The sequence below is a fragment of the Cedecea sp. Ae19-4 genome (genome assembly GCF_059801165.1).
Genome location: NZ_JBCHWG010000001.1, coordinates 927,481 through 945,607 on the forward strand (window position 1 = coordinate 927,481; position 18,127 = coordinate 945,607).

At 57.8% G+C, this 18,127-nt stretch carries 13 protein-coding genes; 5 read left to right on the forward strand and 8 right to left on the reverse strand.

Features of this window, described 5'->3' with window-relative positions; translation table 11 throughout:
- Window positions 1-79: 79 nt before the first annotated feature.
- The 4 genes from iucD to iucA are packed head-to-tail and all read right to left on the reverse strand — an operon-like array spanning window position 80 to window position 5,844.
- Window positions 80-1,435, reverse strand: coding sequence for an NADPH-dependent L-lysine N(6)-monooxygenase (iucD, locus tag AAIE02_RS04415; RefSeq protein WP_008453434.1), 1,356 nt, complete (start codon window positions 1,433-1,435; stop codon window positions 80-82).
- A gap of 3 nt (window positions 1,436-1,438) precedes the next feature.
- Window positions 1,439-3,172 (reverse strand): aerobactin synthase IucC, encoded by a 1,734-nt coding sequence (iucC, locus tag AAIE02_RS04420; RefSeq protein ID WP_498532047.1) that lies wholly within the window; start codon window positions 3,170-3,172, stop codon window positions 1,439-1,441.
- Window positions 3,172-4,119, reverse strand: a complete 948-nt coding sequence (iucB, locus tag AAIE02_RS04425; protein WP_498532048.1) for a N(6)-hydroxylysine O-acetyltransferase — start codon at window positions 4,117-4,119, stop codon at window positions 3,172-3,174. The genes iucC and iucB overlap by 1 nt, the downstream gene beginning before the upstream one ends.
- Window positions 4,120-5,844, reverse strand: coding sequence for an aerobactin synthase IucA (gene iucA, locus AAIE02_RS04430; protein ID WP_498532660.1), 1,725 nt, complete (start codon window positions 5,842-5,844; stop codon window positions 4,120-4,122).
- 132 nt (window positions 5,845-5,976) lie between these two features.
- Between iucA and AAIE02_RS04435 the strand changes: the two genes are divergently transcribed.
- Both AAIE02_RS04435 and AAIE02_RS04440 read left to right on the forward strand, forming a co-directional pair.
- Window positions 5,977-7,188 carry an MFS transporter gene (locus AAIE02_RS04435; RefSeq protein WP_166875117.1) on the forward strand — a complete coding sequence of 404 codons (1,212 nt, stop codon included), beginning with the start codon at window positions 5,977-5,979 and terminating at the stop codon, window positions 7,186-7,188.
- Between the two features lie 15 nt (window positions 7,189-7,203).
- Window positions 7,204-8,094 (forward strand): siderophore-interacting protein, encoded by an 891-nt coding sequence (locus AAIE02_RS04440; protein WP_336817755.1) that lies wholly within the window; start codon window positions 7,204-7,206, stop codon window positions 8,092-8,094.
- Window positions 8,095-8,123: 29 nt separating this feature from the next.
- Here AAIE02_RS04440 and AAIE02_RS04445 read toward each other — a convergent pair whose 3' ends face one another.
- On the reverse strand, window positions 8,124-8,759 hold the full coding sequence (locus AAIE02_RS04445) for a TetR/AcrR family transcriptional regulator (RefSeq protein WP_008453420.1): 636 nt from the start codon (window positions 8,757-8,759) through the stop codon (window positions 8,124-8,126).
- Window positions 8,760-9,006: 247 nt separating this feature from the next.
- Between AAIE02_RS04445 and bhsA the strand changes: the two genes are divergently transcribed.
- Complete coding sequence (gene bhsA, locus AAIE02_RS04450; protein ID WP_008453418.1) at window positions 9,007-9,264, forward strand: multiple stress resistance protein BhsA; 258 nt, start codon at window positions 9,007-9,009, stop codon at window positions 9,262-9,264.
- A gap of 105 nt (window positions 9,265-9,369) precedes the next feature.
- Here bhsA and ldtC read toward each other — a convergent pair whose 3' ends face one another.
- The 3 genes from ldtC to melR all read right to left on the reverse strand — a co-directional run bounded on the left by ldtC (window position 9,370) and on the right by melR (window position 14,984).
- Entirely contained in the window at window positions 9,370-10,344 is a 975-nt protein-coding gene (gene ldtC / locus AAIE02_RS04455) for a L,D-transpeptidase LdtC (RefSeq protein WP_498532049.1), read from the reverse strand.
- A gap of 150 nt (window positions 10,345-10,494) precedes the next feature.
- Complete coding sequence (gene mfd / locus AAIE02_RS04460; RefSeq protein WP_166993788.1) at window positions 10,495-13,941, reverse strand: transcription-repair coupling factor; 3,447 nt, start codon at window positions 13,939-13,941, stop codon at window positions 10,495-10,497.
- Between the two features lie 116 nt (window positions 13,942-14,057).
- Window positions 14,058-14,984, reverse strand: a complete 927-nt coding sequence (melR, locus tag AAIE02_RS04465) for a transcriptional regulator MelR (RefSeq protein ID WP_166876527.1) — start codon at window positions 14,982-14,984, stop codon at window positions 14,058-14,060.
- A 248-nt stretch (window positions 14,985-15,232) separates the two neighbouring features.
- On the opposite strand from melR, the gene melA reads away from it, so the two are divergent.
- Together melA and melB are read left to right on the forward strand one after the other, a co-directional pair.
- On the forward strand, window positions 15,233-16,588 hold the full coding sequence (melA, locus tag AAIE02_RS04470) for an alpha-galactosidase (protein WP_085938872.1): 1,356 nt from the start codon (window positions 15,233-15,235) through the stop codon (window positions 16,586-16,588).
- An 84-nt stretch (window positions 16,589-16,672) separates the two neighbouring features.
- The gene (gene melB, locus AAIE02_RS04475) at window positions 16,673-18,103 is read left to right on the forward strand and encodes a melibiose:sodium transporter MelB (protein WP_166993790.1); all 1,431 of its coding nucleotides are present in this window, start codon (window positions 16,673-16,675) and stop codon (window positions 18,101-18,103) included.
- Window positions 18,104-18,127 lie beyond the last annotated feature (24 nt).

Below are 18,127 nucleotides of genomic sequence, written 5' to 3' on the forward strand. Positions count from 1 at the left end.
TGTCCTCGTCATTCTTCAATTTGACGCGGGGTTAACGGTTACCCCCGTCCCGCAGTGGCCTGCGTGCCGGGGGATAAACTCAGTTAGCGCCGGGCTGCATTTCGAATGATTTTGAGGAGTAGTGAGTTAAGGACGCAGCGCTGTGCTGCGGTTTTTCCCGGCTGCCGCTGCGCCATTGGATCAGCGCGGGCGGCGTACTGAGATCGAACAAATCACGCCCCAGCGCGCGATTCAGGATTTTGGCGGAGCGCCACGCCATCAGGCTCAGCTGCGGCTCGGCAATGCCGTGGGTTTGCATGCTGGCGTTGACCGCGAAGATGTTATTTCCGGCCGGGCCATTCCACTCCAGCGTAAAGTCGTCGCGCACTTTGAAGTTGCACTCATCCAGCATCGTCATGCGTGACATTAACGGCGAAAGCATTTGCGGCAGCGTAGGGCGGTAGCCGGTGGCGAAAATCACCACGTCGCTGTCCAGCGTGTCATAGCCCTTGTCCAGATGGTGTTCCAGCAGCAGCTGCCAGCCCTGGCCACGGCTTTCAAGGCCTGTTACAGAGCGGCTTGGCAGCAGGCGAGCATTGCGCGGCAGCCCGAGCACTTCAAAGCGGTGATACAGCTCGCGGTAGATGGTCAGCAGCGAATCGGCGGTAATGCCGTCGGAGGTCATCTTCTGCTCATCGAGCATTTTCTGCCGCGCGCCTTCATTCAGGCCCACAAAGCCGGTGACGTATTCCGGCGTGAAGTATTCGTTGGCAAACGCGGCTTCATCCAGCGCGTTAAAGTTATTGCGGCGTGAAACCCAGTTCACTTCGGCAACTTCGCCCCAGGCGCCACGGAACGCATTCAGGAACAGGTCGGCACCGCTTTGCCCGCCGCCAACCACCGTGACGCGTTTCCCGGCCAGATTCGGCAGACGCAGGCTCATTTCGCTGGCGTGGAAGCAGGTTGGCGTGGCGGCTTTTACGCACGGCGGCAGGTGAGGCTGCTTGCCAATGCCGAGGCAAATGTTGCGCGCCAGCGTTTCCCCCTGGCCGGTCTGCACCACAAACAGCTTGCGCTGCTCGTCGAAATCAACGCGCTCAACCGTCTGGTTAAACTGCAGGTTGTTCATGCCCTCTGCGGCCCAGCGCAGGTAGTCCGAAAACTCATCGCGCGAGACGGTGCGCAGCTCGGTGGTCAGAAAACGGTAGAATTTTTTACGTTTCACCAGGTAGTTCACAAAGCTGAACGGGCTGGTGGGGGCCACGGCGCTGACCAGGTCTTTCAGGAACATGGTCTGCATATGGCAGTCCGGCACTAACATGCCCGGGTGCCACGCAAAGTCAGGGCGGCTGTCAAAGAACTGGCTGCTAAATCCCTCTGCTTCGTGAGACAGCGCCGCAATGCTAAGGTTAAACGGGCCGATACCTACGCCAATAAAATCAACAGTGTTTGTCATAATTCAATCCCTGGTTACCAGCCACAGCGGGTTTTGCAGATCCTCGAGGTAATTCGGCAGCATGCGGCTGCCGCCGTCCTGGTCAGGCCAGGTCAGTTTTACCGGGTTCAGCACAACGCGGATGATTTGTGGCTTAAAGAGTGAGAAAAGCGCAAAACGCGCCGACATTTGCGGGTGTTCCTGCATGTAATCACTCAACACTGCGGCCAGCAGCTGATAAAAGCGTCTCTCCGGCACGCCAAGGCGGGCCATGAGCGGCGAAACAAAACGCAGTACCGTCACAAAATGGCCGGTCTGCAAATCATGAATTAAATAGTCGGCGCTCAGGCGGGCGGTCACATCCCGCACTTCCTGAGGCAGGGAGTCCATCTCCGGGAACTCATCCTTCACCAGACGCATATCGCCCTGAAAATCTTTCAGCAGCACGCGCTGCGGCACGCCGTCTTTCATGGCGAGCGTAATATTTTGTCCATGGGCGATCAGCGCCACGCCATAGCGGCAGAGCAGGTGATACAGCGGCACCACCACCACGCGGAACATCTGCGTCAGCCAGGCTTCTGCATCCATGCCGGAGCGGGCAATATAGGCCCCGATCAGCGGCTGATTGTTTTCGTCGCACTCCATCAGGGTCGCCATCAGAATCGGCGTCTCGTCAGGCTTCAGCCAGCGGGTCGGGTTCTCGCGCCAGATAACGCCCAGCATCTCCTGGTAGCGATAGGGCGCCTGAGCCAGCGCGGCGTAGCCCTCATGAGAAACATAGCCAGCAGCCGGTTCGCCGAGGATCACCGCCCCGGTTTTCACCAGCGTGCTGTCGGTAGCAAAGACGTTCTGCAGCCAGCGGGAAGCCAGGGGCCCGGCGGCAATGTACTTGCCCGGAATACCGCGGTAGCAGGAGGTGTTGTAAATCGTCAGCGGCAGCTTGATGTCTAACCCGCCCTGGCGGCTGGCGTTGGTCAGGGTGCGCAGCGACTGCTGGGCCAGCCACTGATCGCCAAATTCGCCCAGAGACACCATCTTGCCTTCGGCGAGATCGGCCAAGAAATCCAGCGCAATTTTCTGCTGCCACTGCCACGGATGCACCGGCAGCGGCAGCCAGTTATCATCCAGGCCATTGTTCTGCCACGCCTGCGTAAAGCGGGCCAGCTCCTGCTCGTCCATCGCGGCGGCGATAAGCTGCTGAATATCCAGTTCGCTATCGCAGCGCCAGACCATATGTTCGCGTTTAACCGCCAGCCAGTGCAGCTGGAAGGTATTGGCATACTCCGGCGCATAGCGCTCCAGCGCCTCTTTGCCCCAGCCGCGACGCCCTTTGTTAAAGGCGAATTTCGGGTGGCCGCTCAGCAGGCACTGCAGGCGGTCAGCGTCGAGATCGATCAGGTTATCAGCGCTCATGCCGCGGCGCGCTTTCAGCAGCTGCAGGTCGCCCAGCAGCGTGGCGTACAGATCCTGCATATGCTCGGCCACGGTGGCGTCGCTCATCGACAACACCGGCTTGAGCTGCATGAGCAGCGTCTGCGCTAGCACAGGCTCGTCCGCACAGCGCAGCGTTTGCGCGTCTACCCACAGCCAGCCCCAGATGCCGCGCTCGGCGTTAAAATGCCACTCGGCCCCGGCTAAGCTGATGCAGTAGCGATTTTCGCCCAGCGATTCGGCCTGAAAAACCTGCTCGTACTCCAGCTCAGCCAGCATTTTGGCTACCAGCTGGCGGTTAACGAAATCCCAATCCTTGCGATTCATTACAGGCCTACCTCGCTAAAGAAGTTGTGGCGGTTAGCCATGACCAGGCGTGAACGCTTGTGCGGGAAGTCAAATTCCTTGCGCGTCACATAGCCCGCAGGCTCCAGATGCTTGAACAGGCGCTGGTTGTCGGCGCGCGGCTCCAGCACGGTGCGCTGCGTGCGCGGATCGTCCAGCAGAAGGTAGTGGGTTAAGCCACGCAGCCAGCTTTGTACATAGTGCGCGCCGCGCCACTGCTGCTCGCCCACCAGCAGATGCAGGCCGCGATCAAACGGCTGCCACGGGTAATGGCGGCCGATGCGATCTTCCGCTGCCCAGTAAATTTCGAAGTAGCTGAACGGCTGGTCGTCAAAGCAGCCGATCAGCGGAAACGCATGTTTTCCGGTGAGCTGGCGCTCCAGATACGCGGTTTGTACCTCCCGCGAGCCGCTTTGCTCCCAGAAATAGTCCACGCGCGGATCGTTCATCCAGCGGGTAAAACGTTCTGCGTCCAACGCCGGATCGGCCACGCGGAAACTCAGCGTTTTGCGAACGCGCGGATCGTAGCGGCGGTAAACTTCCCCGGACGGGCGGGCAGGGCGCAGCGGGTAATAGATCTCGCGCTCAGCGTCAAATACCATTTCGCCGGAAGCATGCTTCGCCGGAGCGCTGAGCCACAGCGGTTGCTGCCAGAAGGTTGCGCGGTGAACGATGTCGCTTTTCAGCAGATCGAACAGCACCAGCGCCTGCGGTTCTTCCCGCCATTCGGCGTAAGGCAGCACGATGGAAGTAAGCTGCGGCGCCGCGACGAACATCTGATCCAGCGCATCGCGCAGCCAGCCTGCAGGCAGTTCGCCCGGCCAGTGCAGGACCGCGCCGCCGTCCTGGCCCCAGCTCAGATTCAGAGGCTTATTGAGCTTTTCACAGCGCAGCCCGTGGCCGCCGTGAACAATAGATGCCTGAAACATTCAGCCCTCCTGAGCCAGCAGCGGGTTTACAAAGTCGAAGTAAATCACCGAAGGATCGATGATGGTGTTTTCGTTATGGTCGTGCAGGTAGCAGAAGAAGTTCCCCTTCACGTTCCAGTGCGGGCTTTCCAGCACGTAGTCGAGGCAGGTTTTATGCGTCACCTCGTCACGCACGGCGCTAAGCGCGCTGCGTACACGGCTCATCAGGTTCACTTCGCTATCCAGCCCTGCAGCACCCAGCGCGGCGGTCACGGCGAAGGTCGAATTGACCAGCAGGTAGTAAGGGAAGTAGCGCAGCAGCTGTTCGCGGGTGAAGACGTTTTCCGCCTGTGCTTCGCCAATCATGTCGAGCCAGCCTGCGGCATGCGGCATAAAAGCGCTGCCCTGGCAGTCGCGGTAGATAAGCCCGACCGGCAGATCCTGCTGCATCTCCACCAGAATATTTTGCTGGTGAGCGAGGAGAACCAGGCCGTAATCCGCTTCGGCGGTAAACAGCGGCTTCAGCACCTGCTGGCAATAGGCGTCGACCCAGGCGTGTGCAGCCTGTTTCGGCGTGATCCTAAGGCGAGAGCTCAGGCGGTTCACGGCGGCAACCAGCAGGGAATCTCCGCCGTCCGGGGCTGACTGGGTCAGGGAAACCAGGACGTTAGTCTGGCTCTGCGGCTGCTCAACCAGCAGGTTTTCGCGCAGGGCAAACAGGCTTTCTTCCATAATGTTGCCGTGGAGATCGCGCAGTCCGGCCCAGCCGTCTTCCTGCATCACGCGGAAGGTCGGGAAGCGGGCCTGCAGCGTTTGCCAGCGGTCAGTTTGCGCCAGGCGCGCCAGGCGCATGCCGCGTTTAACTTCTTTTACCGACAGCGTACGCACGGAGTTGGTCAGGCGCACGCTCAGAGAAAACTTGATCATGTCGCGGCTGGTGGCGCAGTAAAGCGAGCGTGATGACGTGGTCGGCAGCCATGGTGCACCGGCTTCGCCTAAATCTTTCACCAAACCTTTGGCGACCAGCTGCTGGCACCAGTCCTGCTCCAGCAGATAGCCGGCCTGCCACGGATGCAGCGGGAACAGCCATTGATTGTCGCTGAGCTCGCTCAGCAGCTGCGGCGCATTTTCAGCCGCAAAGCGCGTCAGGCGCTGCTGCAGATTGAGGTGCAGACTTTCGCCCGCCAGGTAGCTTTTATCTACGGCGAACCAGCGCAGCGGGAAATGCGGGGCGAAGTCAGGCAGATAGCGCTCGGCTTCCTGCTGGTTAAACGGTTCGTGGGATTTTGGCGCCGGGTGAAAGGCGTGTCCCACCAGCAATGCCTGCTCGGCTTCGCCAAAATTCAGCGCTTTTTCGCGCAGCCCATTCCAGTCATGACGGGCTTCAATCGCCTGCTGCGTGTGGGCATGGCTTTCCATTACGCGCTGATAAAACGCTTCGCAGCCGGTGGCTGGCAGCATCTGCTGGTGCTGGAGTTTATCGACAATCAGCTGGGAAAGGGTGGTGAAGTCTATCGGCTGACTGCCGGTGGCAGTGACCAGACGAGCCGGGAATTCGAAGCGGTGATGCTGGGTGGGAGAGAAATAGGCCACTTTGAAGTAGAGCGCCTGCTGTTCCCCCAGGGGGATAATGAGTTCGGCTGGGTGGCTGTCGGTCAGTCGCCAGTCGCTGGTTTCACGGACAAGGGAATTAAGAAAGCACTGTGCGGCCACATCCCAGGCCAGAGTTTTATTTGGCAAAGTCATCATCAAACAGTTTCCACGCGTTATGATAATGCGAATTCTGCCGATAACGTTTCTCATTATCAATAACAATTGTTAGAATAGATAAAATTAATTTTACAAATACGCACAATAACCACACGGGTTAGTAACATTTTGACATCGCTAGAACTGGCGGATTCGCCGCAAAAATCCCTTTCCTGTTGGCCACTTGCGCTGAGCGCCGGGCTACTTGGCGTCGGGCAAAACGGCCTGCTGGTCGCGATCCCTGTGCTGGTGATGCAGACACATCTGAGCCTGTCCGTCTGGGCGGCATTGCTAACGCTTGGGTCGATGCTGTTTTTACCGTCCTCGCCGTGGTGGGGGAAACAGATTGCGCGCCTCGGCAGTAAGCCCGTGGTGCTTTGGGCGCTGGGAGGCTATGGCGCAAGCTTTATGCTGCTCGGACTTGGCTGCCTGCTGCTGGCCACGGATGCGGTCGCGGGTTATCTCGGGCTGGGCATATTGATTGTGGCGAGGATTATCTACGGCTTGACCGTGTCGGCGATGGTTCCGGCCTGCCAGGTCTGGGCGCTGCAGCGTGCCGGGGAAGGAAAGCGCATGGCGGCGCTGGCCACGATCAGCTCCGGGCTGAGCAGCGGGCGCTTGTTTGGCCCGCTTTGCGCCGCTGGCATGCTGGCGATTCATCCGCTCGCCCCGTTGGGACTTCTGATGGTCGCCCCGCTGCTGGCGCTCGTGATGCTGTTGCGTCTGCCGGGCACGCCGCCGCAGCCCGCAGCCGAGCGTAAAAGCGCTCGTCTTCGGCCCGATTGCCTGCCTTATCTGCTGTGTGCCTTGCTGCTTTCGGCCTCGGTCAGCCTGATGCAGCTGGGGCTCTCTCCGGCGCTTGGTCGCCAGTTTGCCACGGATACCGCCGCAATTAGCCATCAGGTTGCCTGGCTGCTGAGCCTGGCCGCGGTGGCTTCGCTCTCCGCACAGTTTGGCATTCTCCGGCCACAGCGCCTGAAGCCAATGGGGCTCCTGTTGAGCGCCGGGCTGCTGATGATCGTTGGCCTGGCGATGATGATTTCCGTTCAGCTGTGGCTGTTTTACGTCGGCTGCGCGGTACTGTCGTTTGGGGCCGCGCTGGCGACCCCGGCCTATCAGCTGCTGCTGAACGACAAGCTCGCCGATGGTGCCGGGGCCGGCTGGGTGGCGACCAGCCACACTCTGGGCTACGGGCTTTGTGCCATGCTGGTGCCGCTGGTATCAAAAACGGGCGCTGAGGCAGCGCTGATTATGGTGGCCTTTTTAGCCGCCGTGTTATTTACCGTGGTGTCCGGCGTTATCTGGCGCAGCCGCCACCGTTCACGTCATTCTGTAATTTAAGCGTAAGGAAAAGTTATGGCTGGAGTTCAGGGCTATCGTCTGTTTAACGTTCAACTGGCGCGGAAAACGGCCGTGTCGCCTTCGCTGCTGAGCCTGGTATTTAGCGGGCCTGATGTGGCGCAGATGAAATGTGACTCGCCTGATCAACGTATTAAAATGCTGTTTCCGTCCGAAGACGGAACGCTGCCGTCGCTGCCTGCCGAAGGGCAGTGGTATCAGATTGCCCAGGGGATGCCAAAAGAGAAGCGCCCGGTGATCCGCACCTATACGCTGCGCCATGTCGATCCTGCCCGTCAGGAAGTGACGGTGGAGTTTGTCAGCCACGGCACTGAAGGCCCGGCCTCCGCATGGGCGATTAATTCTGTTCCCGGCGATGCTATCCAGATTGTGGCCCCGAACGCCGCCCACCCGGAAGACAGCGGCGGCTATGAATGGACGCCGCCTGCCGGGTTGCGCAATGCGCTGATTATCGCTGATGAGACGGCTTTACCCGCCGCACGAGGCATTCTTGAAATGCTGGCTCGCCAGGCTCAGCCGCCAAAAATACAGGCCTTTTTTGAGGTGCCGGACGAAGGGGACTGCGTGGACTTAAGCGCCTATGGCTTCGCCGAGATCAACTGGCTGCCGCGCAAAACCGTCTCTGCCACCCACGGCGAATGCCTGATTCAGGCGGTAAAAATGCAGGCGAGGGTGCCGGAAAGCGGCCATCACGAAGCCGTCCAGGAAGAGGCCGAAGGCGAACTGCTGTGGGATAAAGCCACCACCGGTAGCAACGAGTTTTACGGCTGGGTAGCGGCGGAGTCGACGGTGGTTAAGCTGCTGCGCCGCCATTTGATTGGCGAACGTGGCGTTGAGCACGAAGCCATTAACTTTATGGCCTACTGGGCGAAAGGGCGAGTTCGCTAGTGAAAAGGGCGGCCATTGGCCGCCTTGGATCAGATCTTCTTCAACTGCGGCATCAACATCACCGTGGTTTTCACAATCTGCATTAACTCTTCATAGCTGGCGTTCTCGCGCGCGCTGACCGACATCCCCTGAATGATGCAGCACAGGTATTTTGCCAGGCAGCGAATGTTACGTTCCGCCGGGATCTCGCCTTTTTGCTGGCGCATTTCAAGGAAACGCACCAGAGTTTGTTCCTGCACGGCATGGCGGGCTTTTATCGTTGCGGCGATGTCTTCCGACGACGCGGCCAGCACGGATGAGGTGCAAATGATAAAGCAACCAGCGGGCGTGCTCTTGTCGGTAAAACATTGTGCGACCGCGGAAAGATAGTTCTCCAGCGCGGCTTCCATGGTCTGCTCTTCACAGAACAGGCAGGCCTCGTGCTTTGCCGCAAAGCGCGCGATATAGCGATCCAGCACCGCGCGGAACAGGCCTTCTTTGTTGATGAACTCCGCGTAGAGCGTTGGGGCCTTTGCCCCGGTGGCTTCTACCAGATGCGCCATGGATGTTGCTTCATAGCCATGCTGCCAGAAGAGTGTCATGGCCTTGTCGAGTGCTGCTTCCCTGTCAAACACTTTTGGACGGCCACGGCTTTTTTTGCTGCAACTTAAAGTCTCGGTTGCCATACCTGCCGTTTAACCTCTGTCTAATTAGTGAACACTTATTATAAAAATAATCGGCGGCGGTAGCCAGTGCCACGTTATGAAAAATAATTATTTCTTATCACAATGAAAAATAGCGCTTTTTTTAATTAATTAACGGTCGTTATTAAAATATGTTGACGTGTGATGTGGATCACGATTATGATTTAATTATCGATCGTTAACTAATTAAGTTTAACGACCTAACGTTCACCTGCTTAGGACCTGAATCATGAAAACCTTAACTACTCTGTTCGCTGCCGCTGTGATTAGCTCACTCTCATTTGCAAGCTTTGCGGCGGTTGAAGTTTCTGCTACCCCTGCTGGTCAGCAAAAAGTTGGCACCATCAGCGCCAATGCGGGCAGCAACCTCTCTTCCCTGGAAGAACAGTTGGCCGCGAAGGCCGATGCAATGGGCGCTAAATCGTTCCGTATTACCTCCGTTAACGGTCCGAACACCCTGCACGGTACTGCCGTCATCTATAAATAAGCCAGACGTTAACCCTCAATACGTTTGACCTTATTCGTTATATGCCACTGCAAGCAAAAGGCCCTGTCTATCGACAGGGCCTTTTTTTACGCATAAAACCTGAACTCAGATTTCGTTGTTCGGCTGGTCAGTCGCATGGGCATTGACGTTGACCGGCATCCCGGAACGGTGCTCCATGGCCTGTTCCATCACCTGCGCATCGGTTTTAGGTGCGTTGCGGAACTGCGTCATCTGCTCGTTTAGCACAATCGGCAGAACTTTCGGGTCATCATCAATCGCTTTGGACAGCGGCTGGTGAACTTCAACCAGGCGGGAGCCATCCGGCTCAACGGACGCTTTGATTGGCGTGTTGATGATGCGCACTGAAGTGCCGACCGGAACCGTGTTGAACAGCGCTTTGATATCGCCGTCGCGCAGGCGGATACAGCCGGAGCTGACGCGCATACCGATGCCGAAGTCGGCGTTGGTGCCGTGCAGCAGGTAAACGCCGCCGAACGCTGCCAGGCGAATCGCGTGGTGCCCCATCGGGTTATCCGGCCCCGCAGGAACCACGGCCGGGAGCTTAATGCCCTGCGCCAGGTAACGCGCCCGAATATTGGCCGTTGGTGTCCAGGTCGGGTTGGCCCGTTTGTCGGAAATTTTGGTCACCATCGTCGGGGTCAGCGTGTCTCCGCCCAGCTGGCCAATGCCAATCGGATAAACGGTGACGCTGTTTTTCCCTGCCGGGAAATAGTACAGACGCAGTTCGGCGAGGTTAATCACGATGCCCTCGCGTGGGACGTCCGGCAGCAGCATCTGGCGCGGGATGGTCAGCACGCTCCCGGCGCGGGGCACATAAGGATCCACGCCCGGGTTGGCCTGCAGCAACGCCAGGAAACCGACGTTGTACTTTTTGGCAATGGCCTCCAGCGAACCGCCGTCGTTTTCAACCTGATGGAACAGGTTTTTGCCGATCAGGCGGCTGTTAGCAGCGGGAAGCGGATAATCGTTAGCGCTGGCGGGCAGCGCTATGGCCGCGGCACCCAGTAAGGCGGCGGCGGTAAACCAGCGGCGGAAAGACAAAGTATGCGAAGCAAACATAGCTTAAACCCTGCGATTTTAATGGTTAATTTTTGAGGCAGATAAACGCCAATTATCGCTGAGCTGCGTGTCGGGAAGTCCTGGGGATTGCAAAGAGTGTGTAAATGCCACAGAAAATTGCGCCTTACCGGGCGGTAAGGCGCAGAGGCGTCAGGCTGCGGCGTTTTCCGCCAGGCTGCGCATAAAGTTACGCACCCATTCCATGCGCGTTTTCCTGTCCTCAAGCTCCTGGAAGAACTTCAGTCGGGTAGGGCCGTCAAGGCGGTAATGCTGCGGCTGCTTCTGCAGCAGGCCAATCAGCCATACCGGGTCAACGTGGTTTTTCTCCGCGAACTCGATGGTGCCGCCTTTTTCATTGCCCTCAATCTTACGCACGCCCAGCTTCTGTGCCTGCTGGCGCAGCGCGGCGATGTCCAGCAGATTACGTGCCGCATCCGGCAGAAGGCCAAATCGGTCTATCAGCTCAACTTTCAGCTCGTCCAGCTCGTGCTCGCCTTTGGCGCTGGCGATGCGTTTGTAGAACGACAGGCGCGTATTAACGTCGGGAATAAAATCATCCGGCAGCAGGGCGGGCATTCGCAGCTCGACCTCTGTCTGGCTGTTGGTGAGATCTTCCAGCGAGGGCTCGCGGCCCTCTTTCAGCGCATCGACGGCGTTTTCCAGCAGCTCCATGTACAGCGAGAAGCCGATAGTTTCCATCTGCCCGCTCTGATCTTCCCCCAGCAGCTCGCCCGCGCCGCGAATTTCCAGGTCGTGGGTGGCTAACGCGAACCCGGCACCTAAATCTTCCAGCGAGGCAATGGCCTCCAGGCGTTTTTGCGCGTCCGTGGTCATTGCCTTCGGGTGCGGCGTCAGCAGCCAGGCATAGGCCTGGTGGTGAGAACGCCCGACGCGGCCACGCAGCTGGTGAAGCTGCGCCAGGCCAAAGTGGTCGGCCCGCTCGATGATGATGGTATTGGCGGTCGGAATATCGATCCCGGTTTCGATGATCGTGGTGCACACCAGCACGTTAAAACGCTGGTGGTGGAAGTCGTTCATCACCCGCTCCAGCTCGCGCTCGCGCATCTGGCCGTGGCCGATGGCAATCCGCGCTTCTGGCACCAGTTCAGCCAGCTTATCGGCGGCTTTCTGAATGTTTTCGACGTCGTTGAAAAGGTAATACACCTGGCCACCGCGCAGCACTTCACGCAGGATGGCTTCCCGCACCACCAGATTGTCGTACTCGCGCACGAAGGTTTTCACCGCCAGGCGGCGTGCCGGAGGCGTGGCGATAATCGACAAGTCGCGCATGCCGCTCATTGCCATATTCAGGGTTCGCGGAATAGGCGTTGCGGTCAGCGTCAGAATATCCACGTCGGCGCGCATCGCTTTGATGCGCTCTTTGTGGCGCACGCCAAAGCGGTGCTCTTCATCGACAATCAACAGCCCAAGATCGCGCCATTTCACGTCGGCCTGCAGCAGCTTGTGGGTGCCGATCAGAATATCGATTTTCCCTTCGCTGGCCTGTTCCAGAATTTGAGTCTGTTCTTTGGCGCTGCGGAAGCGGGAAAGCATTTCAATGCGCACCGGCCAGTTGGCGAAGCGGTCGCGGAAGTTGTCGTAGTGCTGCTGAGCCAGCAGGGTCGTCGGCACCAGCACCGCCACCTGTTTGTTGTTCTCCACTGCCAGGAATGCGGCACGCATCGCAACTTCGGTTTTACCGAAGCCCACGTCACCACACACCAGCCTGTCCATCGCCAGCGGGCGACACATGTCACTCAGCACGGCGTTGATGGCCTGAGCCTGGTCCGGGGTAGTTTCGAACGGGAAGCTGTCACAGAACAGCTGGTACTGCTCGCGATCGTGCTTAAAGGCAAAGCCTTCTTTGGCGGCGCGCATCGCATAGATATCCAGCAGTTCAGCGGCGACATCGCGCACTTTCTCCGCTGCTTTTTGGCGGGCGCGGGACCAGGCATCGCTGCCCAGCTTGTGCAGCGGCGCATTTTCGTCGGCGCCGCCCGCGTAGCGGCTGATCAGGTGCAGGGACGAAACCGGGACGTAAAGTTTGGCGTCGCCCGCGTAGGTCAGCATCAGGTATTCGGCGGTAATGCCCCCGGCTTCCAGCGTGGTCAGCCCGGCGTAACGGCCCACGCCGTGCTCCAGGTGAACCACCGGCTGGCCCGCATGCAGCTCGGCCAGGTTGCGGATCAGCGTGTCCGGGTTAATGGTGCGGCGGCTGTCCTGGCGACGGCGGCTGACGCGCTCGCCCAGCAGGTCGCTTTCGCAAATCAGCGCCCGGTTGCGCAGGGTATCAATAAAGCCGTGCTCGCTGGCGCCGATCATCAGATAGCGGCCGTTATTTTCGGCTTCTTCCAGGCGGTAAATGCGTTTTGGTGCGATTTTGATGCGGCCCAGCAGTTCGCCCAGCGCTTCACGGCGGCCTTCGCTTTCGACAGAGAAAATCACCGGCCCGGTGAAGGACTCAAGGAACTTCCGCAGGCTGTCCAGCGGGGCTTTTTGCTGCGCCTGCACGGCCAGATCCGGCAGTGCCTTGTAACCCAGATTCACGTTGGCGGCTTTCTTCGCCAGCGAATCCGTTTTGAGCTGCACGCGCGGCCAGGCTTTCAGCTCGCTAAACAGCGAGTCGGTTTTCAGCCACAGATCCTCCGGCGGCAGAAGAGGGCGCATAGGATCCACGCCGCGATTTTCAAAGCGGGCGTTTGCGTCCAGCCAGAAGCGCTCGGCGCTGGCTTCCAGATCGCCGGTGTTCACCAGCAGCGTGTTGGCCGGGAAATAGCTAAACAGCGTCGGCAGCGGTTCGCTGAAGAACAGCGGCTGCCAGTATTCGATCCCGGCAGGCAGCGTGCCTTTGCTCACCTGCTGGTAGATATGTTCGGCGTCGCGCTTGACGTCGAACTTGTCGCGCCACTGGCTGCGGAACAGCTCAATGGCGTTTTTGTCGGTCGGGAATTCATGGGCCGGCAGCAGATTGATGGCGTCCACTTCTTCCAGCGTGCGCTGAGAATCCACATCGAAGACGCGCAGGCTGTCGATTTCATCGTCAAAGAAGTCAATGCGGTACGGTTGGGCGCTGCCCATCGGGTAGAGGTCAAGCAGGGCGCCACGGGTGGCAAATTCGCCGTGCTCCATTACCTGGTCGACGCTGCGATACCCGGCCTGTTCCAGCTGCGCGCGCAGGTTATCCCGTGACAGGCGCTGGCCTTTTTTCATCACCAGCGCGTGGCCGTGCAGGTAGCTGTGCGGGCAAACGCGCTGCATCAGCGTGTTCACCGGCATGATCAGCACGCCGCGCTGCATGGTCGGCAGCTGGTAAAGCGTGGACAGGCGCGAGGAGATGATTTCCTGATGCGGCGAGAAGCTGTCGTACGGCAGCGTTTCCCAGTCGGCGAGATTGACCACCAGGTTGTCGGTGAACTGGGTGATTTCATCGTGCAGGCGCAGCGCGTTCTGCATATCCGGGGCAATCAGCACCACCGGGCCGCTATGGCGTTCAACGATTTCGGCGACTTCGGTCGCGCAGGCTGAACCGGTCAGCTCGCCCAGCAGGCGTTGTTCTGCGGGTTTACTCGGTAGGTCGTAACGGGCATGTTCAGGCATAGTCAGCGCGCGTTCTCCAGAAAGCCGTGTTTTCACGGTAATAATATAAATTTTCTCTACTTATTATCCGTGATGGCGGCGCGAGTGCAACCGCTGAAAATAGCGATAGATGCGGTTCAGAGCATTTGTCGTTTCTGCTGGCTGAGCTTGCGATATTGCTGGGGTGACATACCGACGTAGCGGCTGAAGGTGCTATAGAATCGGCTACTGGATCGGAACCCCGCGGTCATCGCCACATCGAGGATGGTTTTGTCGGTGTCGCTGAGCAGCGCGCGTACGTGATTAACGCGCATCACCGTAATGTACTGTTTTAACGTGAGCTGCATGACGCGCTGGAAAATACCCATTGCATAGTTGGCATTGAGTTTTACGTGATCTGCGACGTCGTTGATGGTCAGCGCCTGATCGTAATTATCGGCAATAAAGCCCAGCATCTGGCTGACATAGAATTGCGCGTGACGTGAGACGCTGTTCTTGTGGGTGCGCGAGGTTTTGTTAAGCAGGATAGGCTGCCATCCCGAAAGGCTAAAGCGCTTAAGCATCAGACCAATTTCATCGATCGCTAACTGCCGGATCTGCTCGTTGGGGCTGTTGGCTTCCTGCTGCCAGCGCAGGACTTCAAAGGTGCTGAGCTGCTGAGTCTCGAGTGATTTCACCACCATGCCGTGAGTCACGTGGTTAATGAGTTCGCGATCCAGTGGCCAGGAGAGAAAGAGGTGCATCGGCAGGCTCAAAATCGCCATTTGCCGGCAGTTGCCCGGGCGCGTTAACTGATGCGGCGTACAAGCCCAGAACATCGTGATATGGCCCTGTTTGATCTGCACCACTTCGTTGTTAATCAGATATTCCACGTCGCCGTCAAACGGCACGTTAACCTCCACCTGGCCGTGCCAGTGGCTGGCGGCCATAGCATGCGGTCGACGGAGCTCAATATCCATACGCTGATATTCAGAATAGAGTGACAGCGGACTGCGAGTCTGCTTTTCATCGCCGTTGCACATATGCGGGTCAGGCGGCAGAAAGGTAATTGGCTCATCGATCATTGTCGCTCCATTTCCTGAATTATCAGAATCATGCCATCAGTACGGATTCAGCCTCCGCCTCTCCAATTGATATTAGCCTGGCCAACAGGCCGGATACTCTGCTTTTCCGTCTATTTATTCCCAAAAACTCAGATTTTGTAGCGATCGACATCAGATCTGAGTTTCCGGGAATGCTCCATGGGGAAGATGGAGGTTTTTGCCGGGGGCGCGTGCCACGATGAAGACGTTACCTACTGTTCTGGAGAGTGATAATGACAGCCCCAAAAATTACCTTTATCGGCGCGGGTTCGACCATCTTCGTCAAAAATATTCTGGGCGATGTTTTTCATCGCGAAGCGCTCCGGTCGGCACACATTGCGCTGATGGATATTGACGAGACGCGTCTGGAAGAGTCACACATCGTGGTGCGCAAACTGATGGATTCCGCCGGGGCATCCGGCTACATCACCTGTCACACCGATCAAAAAACAGCGCTGCAAGGGGCGGATTTCGTGGTGGTGGCGTTCCAGATTGGCGGCTATGAGCCTTGTACCGTTACCGATTTTGAGGTTTGTAAGCGTCATGGGCTGGAGCAAACTATTGCCGATACGCTAGGCCCCGGCGGCATTATGCGCGCCCTGCGCACCATCCCGCATCTGTGGCGGATCTGCGACGATATGACCGAAGTGTGCCCGAATGCGACGATGCTCAACTACGTTAACCCGATGGCGATGAACACCTGGGCAATGTATGCCCGCTACCCGCATATCAAGCAAGTGGGCCTCTGTCATTCGGTGCAGGGCACGGCGGAAGAGCTGGCCCGTGATCTGAACATTGACCCGGCCACGCTGCGCTACCGCAGTGCCGGGATTAACCATATGGCGTTCTACCTTGAGCTGGAACGCAAAACTGCGGAAGGGCATTACGTCAACCTCTATCCAGAACTGCTCGCAGCTTATGAAGCGGGCCAGGCCCCGAAACCGAATATTCACGGCAATGAACGCTGCCAGAATATTGTGCGCTATGAGATGTTTAAAAAGCTGGGCTATTTTGTCACCGAATCGTCAGAGCATTTTGCGGAATATACTCCGTGGTTTATCAAGCCGGGGCGTGAAGATCTGATTGAGCGCTATAAAGTGCCGCTGGATGAGTACCCGAAACGCTGCGTCGAACAGCTGGCGAATTGGCATAAAGAGCTGGAAGAGTACAAAACGGCGGAACGCATAGATATTAAGCCGTCGCGCGAGTATGCCAGCACGATTATGAATGCCATCTGGACCGGTGAGCCTAGCGTAATTTACGGCAATGTCCGTAACGACGGGCTTATCGATAACCTGCCGCAGGGGAGCTGCGTTGAGGTCGCCTGCCTGGTGGATGCCAACGGGATCCAGCCCACCAAAGTTGGCGGGATCCCATCGCATCTGGCCGCCATGATGCAAACCAACATCAACGTGCAGACGCTGCTGACCGAGGCCATTCTGACTGAAAATCGTGACCGCGTTTACCATGCGGCGATGATGGATCCTCACACCGCGGCAGTTCTGGGCATCGAAGAGATTTATGCGCTGGTGGATGACCTGATCGCCGCGCACGGAGACTGGCTGCCAGCCTGGCTGCATCGCTAATAAAAAACGACGCCGGGTATAAGCCCCGGCGTTGACCTTTCTAATAACAGAAGGCGGGCGCTGGTAACGGTGACCCGGTACCCTATGAGCATCTCTCTGACAACAAAACTCAGTTACGGATTCGGTGCATTTGGTAAGGATTTCGCCATCGGTATCGTCTACATGTACCTGATGTACTATTACACCGATGTCGTAGGTTTATCGGTGGGCGTGGTAGGAACCCTGTTCCTGGTGGCAAAAATCTGGAACGCGTTTAACGACCCGGTGATGGGCTGGATTGTGAACGCCACGCGATCGCGATGGGGCAAATTTAAGCCGTGGATCCTGCTCGGCACGCTCACGAACTCGCTGGTACTGTTTTTACTGTTCAGCGCCCACCTTTTTGAAGGGACGACCCAGGTGGTGTTTGTCTGCGTGACCTACATCCTCTGGGGGACGACCTATACCCTGATGGATATTCCGTTCTGGTCACTGGTGCCAACCATCACGCTGGATAAGCGTGAACGCGAACAGCTGGTGCCGTTCCCGCGTTTTTTTGCGAGCCTGGCTGGATTCGTGACTGCCGGGGTAACGCTGCCGTTTGTGAACTATGTGGGTGGGGCTGACCGCGGGTTTGGTTTTCAGATGTTCACGCTGGTGCTGATCGCGTTCTTTATCGTTTCCACAATTGTCACGCTGCGTAACGTTCATGAGGTTTTCTCGTCAGACAACGAGGCCACGGCGGACAGCACCCGGCTGTCGCTGAAATCCATACTCGCTCTTATCTATAAAAATGATCAGCTTTCTTGCCTGCTGGGGATGGCGCTGGCCTATAACGTCGCCTCCAATATTATTACCGGCTTTGCCATTTACTATTTCACCTATGTCGTCGGGGATGCGGATCTGTTCCCGTACTATCTTTCCTATGCCGGGGCGGCAAACCTGCTCACCCTGGTGCTCTTCCCGCGTCTGGCGAAAGCTCTGTCCCGCCGTATCCTGTGGGCGGGGGCTTCGATTCTGCCGATGGTCAGCGGGGGCGTGCTGCTGGTGATGGCGCTGACGGGCTCGGCTAATGTGCTGGTCATCTGCCTTGCGGGCGTATTCCTCAACGTCGGTACCGCGCTGTTCTGGGTGCTGCAGGTGATTATGGTGGCGGATACCGTTGATTACGGTGAATACAAGTTTAACGTTCGCTGCGAAAGTATTGCCTATGCGGTGCAGACGATGGTGGTGAAGGGCGGCTCGGCGTTTTCAGCCTTCTTTATCGCGGTCGTTTTAGGCGTCATTGGCTATGTGCCGAACGTCGCCCAGTCGGCTGAAACAATACTCGGGATGCAGTTCATCATGATTGCGCTGCCGACGTTATTCTTTGCCATCACTCTGGTGCTCTATTTTCGCTTTTATCGTCTGAACGGCGATCGGCTTCGCAAAATCCAGATTCACCTGCTGGATAAATATCGCAAAGTGTCGTCCCCGGCAGTGCCGCAGGAAACAGCGGCCATGCCGATAGCCGTTACTCGTGATGTACGGGCTTAATCTACGGAAAAGCAACCCGCTCAG